Consider the following 17,525-nt stretch of genomic DNA (forward strand, 5'->3'; position numbering starts at 1 on the left):
GTTGCTACAGAGGGCTTAATGTTTCAACGAGTAGAAGATCTTTTCTGCCAGAGCTTGCGAAATACCCGGCACTTTTGCAATTTCTTCGACACTGGCGTTACGAAGCCCTTGCAAACCCCCCATATATTTCAACAACATTTGTCGGCGCTTAGGGCCAACGCCTTCGATGGTTTCCAGCGTGCTGGTGCTTTTTACCTTCGCCCGTTTTTTACGGTGTCCGCTGATGGCGTGATCGTGAGACTCATCGCGGATATGCTGAATAACGTGCAATGCAGGGGAGTCCGGCGGCAGGCTAAACCCCTCACCTTCCGGTTCGAAGAACAGGGTTTCCAGGCCAGCTTTGCGATCTGCCCCTTTTGCCACACCCAGTAACAGAGGATGCTGTTTATCCCAGGGCACGTCCAGTTCAGCAAAAACAGCTTTCGCCTGCCCTAGCTGGCCTTTACCACCGTCGATCAAAATAACATCCGGGATCTTACTTTCTTCTATTGCCTTACCGTAACGCCGACGCAGTACCTGGTTCATCGCCGCGTAATCATCACCCGGCGTAATACCCGTAATGTTATAGCGACGATACTCTGCGCGCAGCGGCCCGTTAGCGTCAAAAACCACGCAGGAGGCAACGGTCTGCTCGCCCATCGTGTGGCTAATGTCAAAACATTCCATGCGTTTCACCGCAGGCAGTTTCAGCACGGATGCCAGCGCTGTCAGACGTTGGGTAATAGTGGACTGCTGGGAAAGTTTGGTGGTTAACGCCGTAGCCGCATTGGTACGCGCCAGCTTCAAATATCGGGCGCGATCGCCTCGCGGTTTCGTCTGGACGTTAATCTTCCGCCCGGCCAGTTCAGACAAAGAGTCAGCCAACAGCGTCTTATCGCTAAGATTAAAATCAAGCAGGATCTCCCCGGGCAAGGTACGCACCTGGCTACCCTGTAAATAGAACTGCCCAACGAAGGTTTCAACTACCTCGCCCAGCTCCGTTCCCCCTGGTACTTTAGGAAAATAGCTGCGACTGCCTAACACTTTACCCTGACGAATGAACAAGACGTGTACACAGGCCATTCCGGCATCAAATGCCACGCCGATAACATCCAGATCGTCGCCAGTATTGGAAACAAACTGTTTTTCAGTGACACGGCGAACCGCCTGAATTTGGTCGCGGATGCGTGCGGCCTCTTCAAACTCAAGGTTCTGGCTGGCCTTCTCCATCCGGGTTATCAGTTGCGTTAACACCTGATCGTCTTTGCCGGATAAAAACAGCCGTACATAGTCGACCTGCTGTGCGTACTCTTCTTCACTCACCAGACCGGCGACGCATGGCCCAAGGCAGCGGCCAATCTGATATTGCAAACACGGGCGTGAACGGTTGCGATAAACGCTATTTTCGCACTGACGTATTGGGAAAATTTTCTGCAATAGCGCCAGCGTCTCGCGGACGGCATAACCGTTAGGAAACGGTCCAAAGTATTCACCTTTAGCATGCTTCGCGCCGCGATGCGTCGCCAGACGCGGATGGGTATCGCCACTGAGGAAAATAAAGGGATAGGATTTATCATCGCGCAGCAATACGTTATAGCGCGGCTGGTACAGCTTGATGTAATTGTGCTCAAGCAATAATGCTTCAGTTTCGGTGTGCGTCACCGTGACATCAATCTGCTGAATTTGTGCCACCAGTGCTTCGGTTTTACGCGACGCGAGATTGCTGCGGAAATAGCTGGAGAGCCGTTTTTTCAGGTCTTTCGCTTTACCGACATAGATAACCGTCCCGGCGGTATCGTACATACGATAGACGCCAGGCTGGCTGGTCACGGTTTTCAGAAACGCTTTAGCATCGAACTGTTCGGTCACAGGCTTGTTAATGTCTCCGCATTACACAGGCCATGGCGAATTGCCAGGTGAGTCAGCTCCACATCGCCATGAATGTTTAATTTACTGAACATTCGATAGCGGTAGCTGTTCACTGTTTTGGGACTAAGATTCAGTTGTTCTGAGATCTCATTGACCTTCTGGCCTTTGGTGATCATCAGCATAATCTGCAACTCGCGTTCAGACAAACTGGCAAACGGGGTTTCCGTTTTCTCTGGCTCAATCTGGCTAAGCGCCATTTGTTGCGCAATATCGGAAGCAATGTAGCGCTGCCCGGAAAAAACCGAACGAATCGCGCTCACGACTTCCTGAGGGGCGGCCCCCTTGCTGAGATAGCCCGCGGCTCCCGCCTGCATAACTTTTGCCGGCAATGGGTTTTCGGTATGAACAGTCAACATGATCACTTTAATGTCAGCCGAGGAACGCGCAATTTTGCGGGTTGCCTCCAGACCGCCAATACCGGGCATATTCATGTCCATCAGCACAACGTCGACGGCGTTAGTGCGGCACCATTTGACCGCATCTTCGCCGCAGCACGCCTCGCCGACAACTTTAATGCCTTTTATATCTTCCAGAATGCGTCGTATCCCTGCGCGCACCAGTTCGTGGTCATCAACAAGAAAAACGTTGATCAAAGGAATATCTCCAGAATAGGGATAACGCTACCGATAGTTAATCGGTCCTATGTTAACGGGTTTTATCTCAACTTTGAAATCTAAAAAACACCCGACTTTCGATTTTGCTCTCGTTTTTGGAAATTAGATTGTACGAACCGTGGAAACTTTCACGGTTGAAGGCTGTTTGCCCGCGCTTATATCTGCATAGCTGTTTCAGAATAGTGACAAAAAATTCATATTCTTACGCTGAATGCTAAATAGGAAGGTAAGCTTGTAACAATAATTAACGAGTAAAATACTCGGAATAAACAATGAATGGAGAAAATATATGCACTGCAACATCTTGTTTATTTTAATCTCATTGGGTTTTGTTTGTGCAAAAAACAACCTCAGATATTTTTAGCCGAGCTTATGGTATACTCCGCCGCCTTGACGTTTGCCATCGCACTTTTTCATTGAAACATAACGAGGAAAATAAATGAGTACGCCTGATTTTTCCACTGCTGAGAATAATCAAGAACTGGCTAATGAAGTCACCTGCCTGAAGGCCATGTTAACGCTGATGCTGCAGGCTATGGGACAAGCCGATGCAGGACGCGTGATTCTTAAAATGGAAAAACAGATCGCGCTGATTGAGGACGAAACACAGGCCGCGGTATTTACCAGCACTGTTAAACAAATTAAACAGGCCTATCGTCAGTGATAAGAAACCGGCTGACAGCGATGCTCTCAGCCGGTTTTGCGTCTGACACTCAGAACGACATTTTATTCAGATAAGCCCTGTTGCAGCGGCATAACAAGCAATCTGTGTTTTGTTTGGCGCGTTAAACTTCTTCTGCATATTCTTCTGATGAAAGTTAACGGTATTTTCAGAGATCGACAGAATCATTGCTATCTCGGAAGAGGTTTTCCCCTCAGCGGTCCATTTCAGAATCTCTTTTTCGCGCTTGCTAAAACGCATCTCCGGCGCCATGACCATGTCATCTTCCAGCCGCATAAGTACTGACAGACTTTCTCGTACCAGCAGTTGCATCCTGAGTTCGACTTCATCCTGGGCATAGCGGCCATTACGCACACTTGCGCGTGAAACGGACAAAAAGCCTAGCGCCCGATTTGGCAACATTAAGCATTGCGTCATCCCCTTGCGCAGACCGTGATTACGCGCGGCGTCCCACAGCGGTTGTGCGTCACGGAACAAGGCGTCATCCCACGGTAAGTGGCCCTGACTGAAGTTTTCGGGTTTCAGTACCGGATCGATAGCGAAATAATTTTCTGATTGGTAATGTGCGACCCATGCTTTGGGATACGTCGTATGAAGTACCGTTTTAGGTCGGGTGAAGGGTACGGGATGCCGGACACAGAGCGCATAAAAATCGAACTCTAAGTGCTGCGTCTGAAGTTGTAATTCGTTATAGACATCCTCTGCCGCCGCCATTTCCTGAAAGCGTAACAGCATGCTCCGTCGCCAGGTGAAGAAATCATGATCCTGCATACTAAGTGGTAATGCCCCTGAGATTGATAATCATCCAAATGTACGAAACAAGCTAACACATAAATGTATTTTATATATGCAAATTATCGGACAAATAAGAAATTACTTGAGTGTAATGTAACAGCCCACAATGCTGGCAGGATGAAGCAATAATAATAAAGCAGTAATTATAAATAGTTATGCAACAAGCACTCACCAAAAAAACTATTTCGATGAGTGCTCTCTGACCTTTTATTGCATCAGGAATTTTTCAAGAAACTGACGGGTTCGCGGTTGCTGCGGATGCGTGAATAATGATTTTGCAGGCCCCTGCTCCACTATCTTGCCCTGATCCATAAATATCGCCCGGTCAGCAACGTCACGCGCAAAACTCATTTCGTGCGTCACAATGACCATGGTGCGTTTTTCCTGCGCCAGTTGACGAATAGTATTAAGCACTTCGCCAACCAGTTCCGGGTCAAGCGCGGAGGTCGGTTCATCAAAAAGAATAACTTCCGGACGCATAGCCAGCGCCCGGGCAATAGCGACACGCTGCTGCTGACCGCCGGATAACCGCCGTGGATAGCTGCTCTCTTTACCCGCAAGCCCAACCTTTGCCAGAAGTTCACGCGCGCGCGCTGTCGCTTCCGCCTTCGGTTCGCCCTTCACAATTACCGGACCTTCAATAATGTTTTCCAGTACTGTGCGATGTGGAAATAAATTAAAGTTCTGGAACACAAATCCCACATGCTGGCGCAACTGGCGAATCTGTCCTTTCTGCTGGCTTAAGGAACGCGCGGTATCAATGGTAATATCTCCAACCTTGATGGTGCCCGCCTCCGGTTGTTCCAGTAAATTTATACTGCGCAGCAGCGTGGTTTTACCTGAACCGCTCGGCCCGATAATCGCCACGACTTCACCAGGCTTAACGTCCAGATCAATGCCGTGCAGTACCGTTTGCCCGTGAAATTTTTTCACCAGGTTTCTGACTTCAATAGTACTCATTTCGGCTCTCTCTCCTGGCGGTTGAGCTGTTCTTCAAAATAGTTCTGCAGCGCAGAAAGCACCGTCGCCATGACCCAGTAAATCAGCGAGGCCGCCAGATACATGGTAAACACTTCCAGCGTGCGTGAAGTAATCAGCTGCGCCTGGCGGAACAGTTCCGGTACCTGGATGGTCGCGGCCAGTGATGTGTCTTTCACCAGACTGATAAAGCTGTTGCTCAGCGGTGGAAGCGCAACCCGCGCAGCCTGCGGCAGGATCGCCCTGCGCATCGTCTGCCACGGTGTCATACCGATACTCGCCCCGGCTTCCCACTGACCTTTATCAATGGAGGAGATGGCCGCACGCAGCGTTTCTGCCGCGTAAGCCGCAGTATTCAGCGACAGACCGATCATTGCAGCCGGTATCGGGTCCAGCTCAATACCAAACTGCGGCAGACCGTAGTAGATCATAAACAGTTGGGCAATTAACGGCGTACCGCGAAAGATAGAGATATAAAAGCGCGCCAGCCAGCGCACAGGCAACAGTGACGATAAACGCATTAGCGCCAGGATGAAGCCCAGCACCAGGCCAAAAAACATCCCGCCGATACTCAGCTGGAGCGTAAATACCGCCCCTTTCAGCAGATATGGCAGCGAATCAATGACCAGTTGGATACTTTCTTGCATTAGTGTTTTTCTACCTGGTTGTCATACATGTGGATGGTAGGCAAACAACGCAGGTGCCCCACCGGTATGAATAAAGAGGATTGGCCCTTCATCTTTAAAGCGTTTCTGGCTGATACCGTCAATCAGGCCTGCCATCGCTTTACCGGTATACACCGGATCCAACAAAATGCCCTCCAGACGTGCCAACAGTTTTACCGCCTCCATGCCTTCTTCATTTGGCGTACCGTAACCCGGCGCAAAGTAATCATCCCACAGTAAAATATCTGCCGCCGCAGTCAGCTCCAGCTCACTGGCAATGGCCTGCTGCAGCGCAACGACTTTTGGTTTTTGGTCAGCAACACTGCGCGAAACGGTGACACCGATAAGCTCAACGTTCGGCATCAATTGTTCCAGTCCTACCGCCAACCCGGCGTGCGTTCCTGCACTGCCCGACGCCACCACGACGGATGAAAGTTCTACGGCCCCTTCACACTGCTGAGCAATTTCCAGCGCGCTTTCGACATAACCCAATGCACCCAACGCGTTAGAACCGCCAACCGGGATCACATACGGGCGGAACCCCTGCGCTTCAATCCGCGTCGCCAGTTCCTGAAGCTGCGCATTCGGGTCGGTCAGCGCATCACACATTTCAATCTGGGTATTGAACAGATCCAGCAGCAGGCGGTTACCGTTACTGAGATAATTTTCCGCAGTCGTGCCTATTGGGTTTTCTAACAGCGCCACACAGTGAAGCCCCAGCTTCGCCGCGACCGCCGCCGTCTGACGCACGTGGTTCGACTGGATAGCCCCTGCGGTGATCAATGTGTCTGCGCCTTCACGCAGCGCGTCCGCCGCCAGAAACTCCAGTTTGCGCAGTTTATTGCCGCCCATCGCCATCGGCGTGACGTCATCGCGTTTAATAAAAATATCGCGGCCGAGATAATCAGAGAAACGCGGGAGATATTCGAGCGGCGTGGGTGCGCCAATAAATTCCAGACGGGGAAAGCGCGTTAAGTTATGCAGTGGCATAGAACCTCCGGTGTTTACTCATCATCTTGTGGGCAACAAGCAGCCCAAAAGCCTGAGAGTAGAAGTTGTTGTGATGTTCTTTTTATTATGCACGTTCAGGCGCAATGGAATAAAAAAAGGCGCTGTTAAAGGCGCCTTTTTTATCCGGATGATGATTATTTCGTCACATCCGCTCCAAACCATTTTTCGGACAGGGCTTTCAGCGTGCCGTCTTTTTGCATATCGGCAATGGCTGCATCCACGGCTTTCAGCAGATCTTCATTGCCTTTACGCAGCGCCACACCAGATTCCTGGCGGGAGAAAGCTTCACCAGTCACGGCCAGTGTGTCTTTGGTTTTCTTCACCAGATCCAACGCTGCCAGACGGTCAACCAGAATGGCATCGATACGGCCTACGCGCAGATCCTGATATTTGGTCGGATCATCATCATAGGTACGAATATCTACGCCCTGCACGTTCTGACGCAGCCACTCTTCATAGTTGGTTCCCAGACCAACGCCGACTTTTTTACCTTTCAGATCGGCAGCAGTCTTAATAACGCCTTCGTTACCTTTCTTCACCAGCGCCTGGATACCAGAAACCGTATACGGGGTAGAGAAATCGTATTTTTTCTTCCGTTCGTCAGAGATGGTTACCTGGTTTATCACCACATCGATACGTTTGGAATCTAACGACGCCAGCATGCCGTCCCATTTGGTCGGCTTGAGCGAGGCTTTCACACCCAGATGTTTAGCCAGCTCCTCGGCAAATTCCACTTCAAAACCGGTCAGTTTGCCATCGTCGCCCTGGAAACTAAACGGGGGATAAGTCCCTTCAAGCCCCACCAGCAGTGTGCCGCGCTCTTTCACTTTATTTAACAGACCTTCGTCCGCAAATGTTTTTGCGCTCATACCCGCGACAAGTGCAACAGCCATTACACCCATCAGCGCCTGACGTCCCAGAAGTGCTAATTTCATAGTTACCCCGAATATTGTCATTAGTGACCATCATTTATGACCGAAGTGTAGAACGTTCGCCGTAATTCACAAACACGACTCTGTTACACCTTATTCGTTTTTAATATATATCAGAACTGGCTGTCCAGGCGGATTTCTGCATATGCCCCATATGTGTATGGGCTTTAAACTGCTCATACTTACGTAGCGCAATACGGTAGTTATTGGTGCTGGTTTCTGGCAGCCACGGGGCGAGGTTTTCGTCGAGGAACCCTTCCTGCAGCAGGTCATGAGAAATTTTTTGTTCGGTCAGATGATTGCCGAGACGACGCAGGCGAACAACATATTCGCGCACCGTGCCGTGGCTCATTTCGGTTTGCTCAAACAAAAATTGTTTAAAGCCGATGATGTCAAAGAAGTCGCTTTGCTCTTTGCAATGCAAATCACCGCAGAAACGGCATAACGCCACCCACTCTTTTTTCTCCTGCGCCCATTCAGCATCATCAAGCAGCGTGTCCAGGCGGGAGATGGCTATCTTATTCACAATCTGCCCGCGACGAACCAGCGTGATCCTGTCAAGCAACTTAAAGCAATGGGCGCAATGCGTCTGGCTGTGTTTGAAATCTTTGAGGTAGCGGCTTAGTGGCCGTCTTTTTGATTGCTGCACCGTCATGAGAACTCCTGGTAGTCAATACGTTATGCGGCATTGTTCAGGGGCAAAGATTACCCCTTATAGCTTACCCAGCTTGGTGCGTAGACGTTTGATAGCCTGGCTGTGCAACTGACTGACCCGTGATTCGCCCACTTCCAGAACAGCACCAATCTCTTTCAGATTCAGCTCTTCCTGATAGTACAGCGTTAATACCAGCTTCTCGCGCTCCGGCAATGCATCAATCGCATCCATCACGCGCTGACGGAGGTTCCCCTCAAGAAGCTGTTGTAACGGGTTTTCTTGCTGATGTTCTTCTGTCACCAGCTCAATACTATCGCCATGCTCTTCCCGCCACTCGTCGTAGGAGAAGAGTTGGCTATTATTGGTATCAAGCAACATCTGACGATACTCTTGTACAGGGATCCCCAGACGCTCCGCCACTTCAGTTTCCGTCGCGTTACGCCCTAATTCCTGCTCCAGTTGCCCCATCGCCTGTGCCACTTCGCGGGCATTGCGCCGAACGCTACGCGGCACCCAGTCCCGGCTGCGTAGTTCATCCAGCATAGCCCCACGAATACGCTGCACTGCGTAAGTGGTAAATGCCGTTCCTTGCAAAGCGTCATATCGGTCAACTGCATTCAATAACCCGATGCCGCCCGCTTGTAGCAGGTCATCCAGTTCCACGCTCGCCGGCAAGCGCACCTGAAGGCGCAATGCTTCGTGACGCACCAACGGTACATAACGCTGCCACAGCGAGTGTTTATCCATTACACCTTCAGCGGTATACAGTGAATTCACGATAAACAGCCCTGCGTTAAATGAGTTATCGGCATGATTATCCGTTTCTGCAGGGGTTTTAATCGGGTGAATAGTGGGTGAAATGGGGGGTTATTTGGGGGTTACGGGTAAAGCGGAATGTAAAAAACCCCGCCGGAGCGGGGTTTGCGCGATAAGTGTAAATTAACGCAGCAGAGACAGGACGTTCTGCGTGGTCTGGTTGGCCTGCGCCAGAACAGAAGTACCCGCCTGTTGCAGAATGTTTGCACGAGACATGTTGGACACTTCGGTCGCGTAGTCAGCATCTTCGATACGGCTACGGGCTTCAGACAGATTGTTTACGGTGTTACCCAGGTTAGTGATGGTAGAGTTGAAACGGTTCTGTACCGCACCCAGGTCGGAACGCAGGTCAGCAACTTTCGCCAGCGCCGCGTCGATTTTAGCCAGCGGGCTTTCAGTTTTGGTGGTAGCCACTTCGTTCAGCGCTGCACCTGATTTGAAGTCGTGACCTTTAACACTGGACGCCAGGTATTGTTTGCCGGCAACAGTTGCCACTTCAGTTTTACCGTTCACACCACCAAACTGAATTGCTGCCTTCTGAGGAGCGCCTGTATTATCGGTATAATCAACTGTTTTAACAGTGATTTTATTGGTTTTTGCATCGTAGTCAGCAGCGTAGAATTTACCATCTTTTTCCAGAGCATAGCCGCCATCAATAGCTTTGCCGTTTTTGTCTTCAAAAGACATTTTCACCAGTTTGGTGTTAGTATCATCCGCACCAGTAACCCCAGCCTTAACAAGGTCTTTTGCAGCATCTGTGGTGTCAGGTATACTTGCAGGAGTGACTTCTTCCTGGACGTTGGCGACGGCTTTAGTCTCACCCAGAGTTACTGTAGGTTCTTTTGTGGTGGAAATTGTAACCGCACCACCCGCACTTACAGTTGCCTGATACAATCCATCTTTATCGGTACCAGTAACATTCACATAATAGCTACCGTCTTTAAAACGAACATCTGCAGTACCAGTACCGGTTGAAGTTAATGCTGTGTTGATCGCTGCGGAATCAGGTACCGTAATAGCCTGTGTGCCATCTTTATATGTAGCAGCAGTACCAACTGCGGTTGGTTTAGTGGTATAAGCATCCTGCACGCTCAGATTATCCAGACCCAGCGTTTTGGAGTTGATTTCTTTCAGGTTGATATCGATGGTTTCGCCATCGTTAGCACCAACCTGGATGGTCAGGGTGTTGTCTTTCGCCAGCACTTTCACGCCGTTGAACTGGGTCTGACCGGATACGCGGTCGATTTCGTTCAGACGCTGAGTGATTTCAGCCTGGATGGAGTCGAGGTCAGACTGGGAGTTGGTACCAGTAGAAGACTGAACCGCCAGCTCACGAACACGCTGCAGGTTGTTGTTGATTTCAGACAGAGAACCTTCAGTAGTCTGCGCGATGGAGATACCATCGTTGGCGTTACGGGACGCCTGAGTCAGACCTTTGATGTTAGAGGTGAAACGGTTTGCAATCGCCTGACCTGCAGCATCGTCTTTCGCGCTGTTGATACGCAGACCGGAAGACAGACGCTCGATAGCGGAGCTCAGAGAAGACTGAGATTTGTTCAGGTTGTTCTGGGTCAACAGCGACAGGCTGTTTGTATTGATGACTTGTGCCATGATCTTTTCCTTATCAATTACAACTTGATGTTATTGGGCTGTTGCCCACGGTTTCTGACCGTAACCCATGTATCGGCACCTTAAATTCGAACTTTAGAAAATTTTTACTTTCCGCCCATTTTTTTCTTAGCCCCGGAAATACCCGCTTTAATTACCACTATTCCGCGCATTATTTTTGCAAAACTATTATTAAACTTTGCGCGCAGATTGCCGATATAGCGGTTAACTACTGTTTGCAATCACAAGGAATTAGGCATGCCTTCATTTACATCACTGGGCGTTGGCTCGAACTTACCACTGGACACATTGCTGACAAACTTAACCACTGCTGAGAAAAAGCGTTTAACGCCCATTACCCAGCAGCAGAGCGCTAACACCTCGCGTCTGACCGCGTACGGTACGCTGAAAAGTGCATTAGAAAAATTTCAAACGGCGAATACCGCACTGAACAATGCCGACCTGTTTAAAAGCACCACGGCAACCAGCAGCACAGAAGACTTAAAGGTCAGTACAACCGCCGGTGCTGCTCCCGGTAAATATACCGTCAGCGTGTCCAAACTGGCACAAGCACAGTCGCTATCAACCACGTCCAAAATTACCTCTACCAAAGAACAGTTGGGCGATACCAGTGTTGATGAACGCACCATAACGATTTCACAACCGGGTCGTAAAGAACCCCTGGAAATCAAGTTAGGCAAAGGCGAAACCTCTCTGGAGGATATTCGTGACGCCATTAACGATGCGGACAGCGGTATTTCGGCAAGTCTGGTAAAGGTTAAGGAAGACGATTATCAGTTAGTGTTAACCGCGGAAAGCGGCACTGAAAGCGAAATGACCATCTCAGTCTCGAATGATTCGAAACTGAGCGATTTACTGTCCTATGACAGCAAAGCGGGCAGCGGCAAAATGAAGCAACTGGTCGGTGCGCAAAATGCGCAACTGACCGTCAACGGCATTGATATTGAACGTCAAAGCAATACCGTAACTGACGCACCGCAGGGCATCACGCTGCAACTGACCAAAGAAGTCAAAGATGCCTCTATCACGGTAACAAAAAGTGATGAAAAGGCCACAACGGCAATTAAAGCCTGGGTGGAAGCCTATAACTCACTGGTCGATACCTTTGGTACGCTGACTAAATATAAAGAAGTTGAACCGGGTGAAGCGGCCAGTGCAGATAACGGCGCGTTACTGGGCGACAGTGTTCTCCGTACCATTCAAAACGGTATTCGTGCGCCATTTGCTAACAGCGGCAGCGAGTCCCCGTTTAAAACCATGTCTGAGATTGGCATTACTCAGGATGGCGGCACTGGCAAGTTAAAAATTGATGAAGAAAAACTGGCTAAGGCACTGAAAGATAACACAGCAGCGACCCGTGAACTGTTGGTGGGTGACGGCAAAGAAACCGGTATTACCACCAAGATTGCCACCGAAGTAAAAAGCTATCTGGCCGATGACGGTATTATCGACAATGCGCAAGACAATATTAACGCCAACCTGAAACTGCTGACTAAGCAGTATCTGACCGTGAGTAACAGCATTGATGAAGTCGTGGCTCGCTATAAAGCACAGTTTACCCAACTCGATTCCATGATGAGTAAGCTGAACAGCACCAGTACCTATCTGGGCCAACAATTTTCAGCGATGAATAATTCCTGATAACACGAGGTAAGCATGTATACCGCGAGCGGTACCAAAGCCTATGCACAGGTCAGCGTGGAAAGCGCCGTGATGAGCGCTAACCCGCATCAGTTGATCGAAATGTTGTTTGATGGCGCACATAGCGCCCTGGTGCGCGCTCGTCTGTTTATGCAGCAAGGCGATATCGTTGCCAAAGGTGAGGCATTAAGCAAGGCAATCAATATTATCGATAATGGTCTGAAGGCGGGCCTGGACCACGAAAAAGGAGGAGAGATCGCCACCCATCTTTCTTCGTTGTACGACTATATGGTTCGCCGTTTATTGCACGCAAATCTGAATAATGATTGTCAGGCGATTGAAGAAGTCGAAGGGTTGCTCGGAAACATCGCGGATGCCTGGAAACAGATCTCACCAAACGCGTCGTCCCAGGAGTCCCGTTAATGACCTCAGCCGTGGAGTTTATCAACCGTTGGCAGCGCATTGCGCTGCTCAGTCACTCGCTGCTGGAACTGGCGCAGCGAGGTGAATGGGACCTTTTACTGGAACAGGAAGTTAGCTATCTGCAAAGTATTGAAGTGGTCATGGAAGAACAAACTCCATCTGGCATCACGCGAAGCGTTCAGGATTTGATTGCCGGGTATATTAAACAGACGCTGGATAACGAACAGTTGCTCAAAGCATTACTGCAGCAGCGTCTGGATGAACTCAGCACGCTGATCGGTCAGTCAACCCGCCAGAAGACGCTAAATAACGCCTACGGTCGGCTTTCCGGTATGTTACTGGTTCCGGATGCGCCAACTGCCCCACAATAATTTCCCGCTTCGTCTGAATAATCTTCCATACTCCAGAGGTCGGCCAAACGGCTTCTGGAGCACGGAAGATGAAAAACCCCACCTTATTGCAGTACTTCCACTGGTATTACCCTGATGGCGGCCAGCTCTGGTCGGAACTCGCCGCACGCGCGGACGGCCTTAATGATATCGGCATCAATATGGTATGGCTGCCTCCTGCCTATAAAGGTGCGTCCGGCGGATACTCCGTTGGCTATGACACCTACGATCTGTTTGATTTAGGCGAATTCGACCAGAAAGGCACTATTGCCACCAAATACGGCGATAAAAATCAGTTACTGGCGGCAATCGACGCGTTAAAGCACAACGATATCGCGGTACTGCTGGATGTGGTGGTCAACCACAAAATGGGAGCCGATGAGAAAGAACACATTCAGGTTCAGCGCGTAAACGCCGATGACCGCACGCAGATTGACGATGAGATTGTCGAATGCGAGGCCTGGACGCGGTACACCTTCCCTGCCCGTGCGGGTCAGTACTCTCAATTCATTTGGGACTACAAATGCTTTAGCGGCATCGATCATATTGAAAATCCCACCGAGGACGGCATTTTTAAAATTGTTAATGATTATACCGGCGAAGGCTGGAACGATCAGGTCGATGACGAACTGGGCAACTTTGACTATCTGATGGGCGAAAATATCGATTTTCGCAATCATGCCGTAACCGAAGAGCTCAAATACTGGGCACGCTGGGTGATGGATCAAACCCATTGCGATGGTTTTCGCCTGGATGCCGTCAAACATATCCCGGCATGGTTCTATAAAGAGTGGATCGAGCACGTCCAGGAGGTGGCACCCAGGCCGCTGTTTATCGTCGCGGAATACTGGTCCCATGATGTCGATAAACTGCAAACCTATATTAACCAGGTCGAGGGGAAAACCATGCTGTTTGATGCCCCTTTGCAAATGAAGTTTCACGAAGCGTCCCGCCAGGGTCGCGATTATGACATGAGCCAGATTTTCACCGATACGCTGGTGGAGGCCGATCCCTTTCATGCGGTGACGCTGGTTGCGAACCATGACACCCAGCCGTTGCAGGCGCTGGAAGCCCCCGTCGAGGCGTGGTTTAAGCCGCTGGCCTACGCGCTGATCCTGCTGCGCGAAAACGGCGTGCCGTCGGTGTTCTACCCCGATCTTTACGGGGCACATTACGAAGACACTGGCGACGATGGCGAAACTTATCCTATCGACATGCCCATCATCGAACAGCTTGATGAACTGATCCTCGCACGTCAGCGCTTCGCTCACGGCGTACAGACGCTCTTTTTCGATCATCCTAACTGTATCGCCTTTAGCCGCAGCGGAACGGACGACGATCCCGGCTGCGTGGTTGTTCTGTCTAACGGCGATGACGGGGAGAAGACCATCAATCTCGGCGCGAATTACGGCAATAAAACCTGGCGTGATTATCTGGGAAATCGCGAGGAAAGCGTGGTCACCGATGAAAACGGCGAAGCAACGTTTTATTGTAACGGCGGGAGCGTCAGCGTGTGGGTCATTGAAGAAGTGATTTAAAACTCAACCCCGGTGGCCATTGACTACCGGGGCGTACGGCTTATGGCAGTGGCGTAGGCAACGGCGTTTTCTTTAACGCATCGGCGCACTCCTGCGTCGGGCGATCAACCCGCTGCAGCGTCATACCGTCATATTCCAGCGTATTGCCGTCACGCTCAATCTCATACAGCTCGCGTTTCACCGTCACGTTGGTGAGATCGCCAGAGAGCATCGTTAGCTTGCCCGGCAGCGCGATCACTCGCTGCCACTGACGGCAATCCAACGTATCTCCCTCTTTTGTGACAATCAGACTGGCGATCGCTTCCGGGCTCACCAGCGCGCGCTGCGGACCTTTCGACTGCCAGTATCCTGCCAGACCGGCAGGAGCTGGTGTTTTCACCACGTCATTATAATTTTGTACCTCGGCGCAGCCAGCAAGCACCAACAATGCACCAACGATTGCTAATTTTTTCATCATTCATCCTGCATGCGAAGAAAAGGGGATTGTGGCATTAAAGCCCTGATGTCGCCAGCCTTTCGGCAGCCCGGAGAAAGATTGATCCAGACGGTGTTACCTCTTATTACTCATAGTCAAAAATTCTGATCGGTGTAATATCCACGCTTCTTGTTACATACCTTCTGAGTTCAGAGGCAAAACGCATGTCATGGCAACACTTCAAACAGGCCTGGTTAATTAAATTTTGGGCCCCTGCCCCTGCGGTTATCGCAGCGGGTATTCTCTCCACTTACTATTTCGGCATTACGGGAACCTTCTGGGCCGTTACCGGCGAATTTACCCGCTGGGGTGGGCAAATCCTGCAACTGTTTGGCGTGCACGCCGAAGAGTGGGGATACTATAAACTGATCCACCTCGAAGGTTCGCCCCTGACGCGTATCGACGGGATGATGATCCTCGGTATGTTCGGCGGCTGTTTCGCTGCCGCACTGTGGGCCAACAACGTCAAATTACGCATGCCGCGCAGTCGGATCCGCATTCTGCAGGCGGTGGTCGGCGGGATGATCGCCGGTTTCGGCGCCCGTCTGGCAATGGGCTGTAACCTGGCCGCGTTTTTTACCGGCATTCCACAGTTCTCGCTGCATGCCTGGTTCTTCGCGCTGGCGACGGCAATGGGCTCATGGTTTGGCGCCCGCTTTACCCTGCTACCGATGTTTCGTATTCCGGTCAAAATGCAGAAAGTTTCCGCCGCCTCGCCGCTGACGCAAAAACCGGACCAGGCGCGTCGTCGTTTCCGCCTCGGTATGCTGGTATTTATCGGCATGATCGGCTGGGCGCTATTGACCGCAATGGACAAGCCGAAGCTGGGTCTGGCCATGTTGTTTGGCGTTGGGTTCGGCCTGCTGATTGAACGGGCGCAAATCTGCTTTACCTCGGCCTTCCGCGATCTGTGGATTTCCGGGCGCACCCATATGGCAAAAGCCATTATCTTCGGCATGGCGGTAAGCGCCATTGGTATCTTTAGCTATGTGCAACTGGGCGTTGAGCCGAAGATTATGTGGGCTGGTCCAAATGCGGTGATCGGTGGCTTACTGTTTGGTTTCGGTATCGTGCTGGCGGGCGGATGTGAGACCGGCTGGATGTACCGCGCGGTTGAGGGCCAGGTGCATTACTGGTGGGTGGGGCTGGGAAACGTTATCGGCTCGACCATTCTGGCTTACTACTGGGATGACTTTGCCCCTGCCCTTGCCACTCGCTGGGATAAAGTGAATCTGCTCGACACCTTTGGGCCGCTCGGCGGGCTACTGGTGACTTATCTGCTGTTGTTTATTGCATTGATGCTCATCATCGGTTGGGAAAAACGTTTCTTCCGCCGCGCAGGGCTGACGCCTGCTAAGGAATCCGCATGAAAAATATCGTCCCTGATTATCGCCTCGACATGGTCGGTGAACCGTGCCCTTATCCGGCGGTCGCCACGCTGGAAGCCATGCCGCAGTTGAAGAAAGGTGAAATTCTGGAAGTGGTCAGCGATTGCCCGCAGTCAATCAACAATATTCCGCTGGATGCGCGTAACCATGGGTATACGGTGCTGGATATTCAGCAGGATGGGCCAACGATTCGCTATCTGATTCAAAAATAAGTGTAGGCCGGATAGCGCTGCGCTTATCCGGCCTACATTCTCTGCTTATTGCACCTACACCTGCATGGACATCATATGACCATGTATTTTTCATAAACGACAAAGATCGTCCAAGAGCGCACCAAATAACAGAATGTTAGAGTCGTCGAAAACATCAGTCGTCTAAGTTCACCTTAGAGCGAGCGCCAATTTGTGCCCCAACCATGCCCCATTACATCGCCGGGCACTCATCATCGTTAAATTCATGGTTGATGAAGAACGTCACCCTACCCATCACCTCTACTTCCTCGGCAGCTTCCCCTTCTATCGCTTCACCATCATCCGTGATTAATGCCCTACCCATGACTCTGGCAAACTGTGTTCTGCCTCCTGACAAAATCAATAAAACCTGATTCTGTACCAGACGCGTAACCGGTTCGATAACAGCAAATCCTGACGATGTTTCCAGCACCCTGCTGTCGATGCCAATTCCGCAAATAATTTCCGGGCATAGTCTGCGCTCTACATAGTCCGTCGCAGGTGAAGGGAACCCCATTAGAATACCCTCCCCATATTGCGCAGGATCCAGTAACGATTATCACTGCTGTCTGTGGTCTTGTCGGCAAAGTCTGGCTGGTATCGCTCTATCCAGGAGTTAGCATCGGTTCGAGTAAAATGCCAGTGCACTTTCGCTAACTCCCGGATGAAGTCGTCTGTGCGTAAGCACTGATACCCTTTCTGGTTTTTCTGTACTGTGGACGCAAATGCAGCGTTAATATCTGAACGGCGTGGCAT

General features: G+C 50.7%; 21 protein-coding genes. 8 read left to right on the forward strand and 13 right to left on the reverse strand.

All coding sequences use genetic code 11. The annotated features are described in order from the left end of the window. Nucleotides 1-15: 15 nt before the first annotated feature. Nucleotides 16-1,848 carry an excinuclease ABC subunit UvrC gene (uvrC, locus tag FDX24_RS05330; protein WP_061068101.1) on the reverse strand — a complete coding sequence of 611 codons (1,833 nt, stop codon included), beginning with the start codon at nt 1,846-1,848 and terminating at the stop codon, nt 16-18. Continuing rightward, nucleotides 1,845-2,501, reverse strand: coding sequence for a UvrY/SirA/GacA family response regulator transcription factor (gene uvrY, locus FDX24_RS05335; protein WP_048211324.1), 657 nt, complete (start codon nt 2,499-2,501; stop codon nt 1,845-1,847). Before uvrY ends, uvrC begins: the two co-directional genes overlap by 4 nt. Before the next feature lie 350 nt (nt 2,502-2,851). Between uvrY and FDX24_RS05340 the strand changes: the two genes are divergently transcribed. Both FDX24_RS05340 and FDX24_RS05345 read left to right on the forward strand, forming a co-directional pair. After that, on the forward strand, nt 2,852-2,965 hold the full coding sequence (locus FDX24_RS05340; protein WP_101743137.1) for a hypothetical protein: 114 nt from the start codon (nt 2,852-2,854) through the stop codon (nt 2,963-2,965). Further along, nucleotides 2,962-3,186 (forward strand): DUF2594 family protein, encoded by a 225-nt coding sequence (locus FDX24_RS05345; protein ID WP_005127733.1) that lies wholly within the window; start codon nt 2,962-2,964, stop codon nt 3,184-3,186. Before FDX24_RS05340 ends, FDX24_RS05345 begins: the two co-directional genes overlap by 4 nt. A 66-nt stretch (nt 3,187-3,252) precedes the next feature. On the opposite strand, the gene sdiA is transcribed toward FDX24_RS05345, so the two are convergent. The 8 genes from sdiA to FDX24_RS05385 all read right to left on the reverse strand — a co-directional run bounded on the left by sdiA (nt 3,253) and on the right by FDX24_RS05385 (nt 10,667). Then, nucleotides 3,253-3,975 (reverse strand): transcriptional regulator SdiA, encoded by a 723-nt coding sequence (gene sdiA / locus FDX24_RS05350; protein WP_048211322.1) that lies wholly within the window; start codon nt 3,973-3,975, stop codon nt 3,253-3,255. A gap of 231 nt (nt 3,976-4,206) precedes the next feature. Next, entirely contained in the window at nt 4,207-4,959 is a 753-nt protein-coding gene (gene tcyN / locus FDX24_RS05355) for an L-cystine ABC transporter ATP-binding protein TcyN (RefSeq protein WP_005127735.1), read from the reverse strand. Then, on the reverse strand, nt 4,956-5,624 hold the full coding sequence (tcyL, locus tag FDX24_RS05360) for a cystine ABC transporter permease (protein WP_115601818.1): 669 nt from the start codon (nt 5,622-5,624) through the stop codon (nt 4,956-4,958). Before tcyL ends, tcyN begins: the two co-directional genes overlap by 4 nt. 21 nt (nt 5,625-5,645) lie before the next feature. Then, entirely contained in the window at nt 5,646-6,632 is a 987-nt protein-coding gene (dcyD, locus tag FDX24_RS05365; RefSeq protein WP_115643231.1) for a D-cysteine desulfhydrase, read from the reverse strand. Nucleotides 6,633-6,787: 155 nt separating this feature from the next. Further along, complete coding sequence (gene tcyJ, locus FDX24_RS05370) at nt 6,788-7,588, reverse strand: cystine ABC transporter substrate-binding protein (protein WP_005127738.1); 801 nt, start codon at nt 7,586-7,588, stop codon at nt 6,788-6,790. 100 nt (nt 7,589-7,688) lie between these two features. Continuing rightward, nucleotides 7,689-8,240, reverse strand: coding sequence for a flagella biosynthesis regulatory protein FliZ (gene fliZ, locus FDX24_RS05375; protein ID WP_040232441.1), 552 nt, complete (start codon nt 8,238-8,240; stop codon nt 7,689-7,691). Nucleotides 8,241-8,297: 57 nt separating this feature from the next. Beyond that, nucleotides 8,298-9,017, reverse strand: a complete 720-nt coding sequence (fliA, locus tag FDX24_RS05380; RefSeq protein ID WP_005127740.1) for an RNA polymerase sigma factor FliA — start codon at nt 9,015-9,017, stop codon at nt 8,298-8,300. A 162-nt stretch (nt 9,018-9,179) separates the two neighbouring features. Next, on the reverse strand, nt 9,180-10,667 hold the full coding sequence (locus FDX24_RS05385; protein ID WP_137363923.1) for a FliC/FljB family flagellin: 1,488 nt from the start codon (nt 10,665-10,667) through the stop codon (nt 9,180-9,182). A gap of 255 nt (nt 10,668-10,922) precedes the next feature. On the opposite strand from FDX24_RS05385, the gene fliD reads away from it, so the two are divergent. The 4 genes from fliD (at nt 10,923) to amyA (ending at nt 14,676) form a co-directional block, all read left to right on the forward strand. Beyond that, complete coding sequence (fliD, locus tag FDX24_RS05390) at nt 10,923-12,326, forward strand: flagellar filament capping protein FliD (RefSeq protein WP_048211317.1); 1,404 nt, start codon at nt 10,923-10,925, stop codon at nt 12,324-12,326. 15 nt (nt 12,327-12,341) lie between these two features. Continuing rightward, nucleotides 12,342-12,749, forward strand: coding sequence for a flagellar export chaperone FliS (gene fliS, locus FDX24_RS05395; protein ID WP_005127744.1), 408 nt, complete (start codon nt 12,342-12,344; stop codon nt 12,747-12,749). Continuing rightward, nucleotides 12,749-13,120 carry a flagella biosynthesis regulatory protein FliT gene (gene fliT / locus FDX24_RS05400; RefSeq protein ID WP_048211316.1) on the forward strand — a complete coding sequence of 124 codons (372 nt, stop codon included), beginning with the start codon at nt 12,749-12,751 and terminating at the stop codon, nt 13,118-13,120. The genes fliS and fliT overlap by 1 nt, the downstream gene beginning before the upstream one ends. A gap of 68 nt (nt 13,121-13,188) precedes the next feature. Further along, nucleotides 13,189-14,676, forward strand: coding sequence for an alpha-amylase (amyA, locus tag FDX24_RS05405; protein WP_101743182.1), 1,488 nt, complete (start codon nt 13,189-13,191; stop codon nt 14,674-14,676). 40 nt (nt 14,677-14,716) lie between these two features. Here the strand turns inward: amyA and yedD are convergent, their stop codons facing one another. Next, nucleotides 14,717-15,130 carry a lipoprotein YedD gene (yedD, locus tag FDX24_RS05410; protein WP_048211314.1) on the reverse strand — a complete coding sequence of 138 codons (414 nt, stop codon included), beginning with the start codon at nt 15,128-15,130 and terminating at the stop codon, nt 14,717-14,719. A gap of 164 nt (nt 15,131-15,294) precedes the next feature. Here yedD and yedE point away from each other — a divergent pair, with 164 nt between their 5' ends. Together yedE and yedF are read left to right on the forward strand one after the other, a co-directional pair. Beyond that, complete coding sequence (gene yedE / locus FDX24_RS05415) at nt 15,295-16,521, forward strand: selenium metabolism membrane protein YedE/FdhT (RefSeq protein WP_255562471.1); 1,227 nt, start codon at nt 15,295-15,297, stop codon at nt 16,519-16,521. Beyond that, a complete protein-coding gene (gene yedF / locus FDX24_RS05420; protein WP_000790504.1) occupies nt 16,518-16,751 on the forward strand; it encodes a sulfurtransferase-like selenium metabolism protein YedF in 234 nt (77 codons plus the stop codon). Before yedE ends, yedF begins: the two co-directional genes overlap by 4 nt. 211 nt (nt 16,752-16,962) lie before the next feature. Here the strand turns inward: yedF and FDX24_RS05425 are convergent, their stop codons facing one another. Both FDX24_RS05425 and FDX24_RS05430 read right to left on the reverse strand, forming a co-directional pair. Further along, a complete protein-coding gene (locus tag FDX24_RS05425; RefSeq protein WP_137363925.1) occupies nt 16,963-17,286 on the reverse strand; it encodes a hypothetical protein in 324 nt (107 codons plus the stop codon). Continuing rightward, the gene (locus FDX24_RS05430) at nt 17,286-17,525 is read right to left on the reverse strand and encodes a hypothetical protein (protein ID WP_137363926.1); all 240 of its coding nucleotides are present in this window, start codon (nt 17,523-17,525) and stop codon (nt 17,286-17,288) included. Before FDX24_RS05430 ends, FDX24_RS05425 begins: the two co-directional genes overlap by 1 nt.

Source organism: Citrobacter sp. wls716 (assembly GCF_005280975.1).
Classification (GTDB): Bacteria; Pseudomonadota; Gammaproteobacteria; order Enterobacterales; family Enterobacteriaceae; genus Citrobacter; species Citrobacter youngae.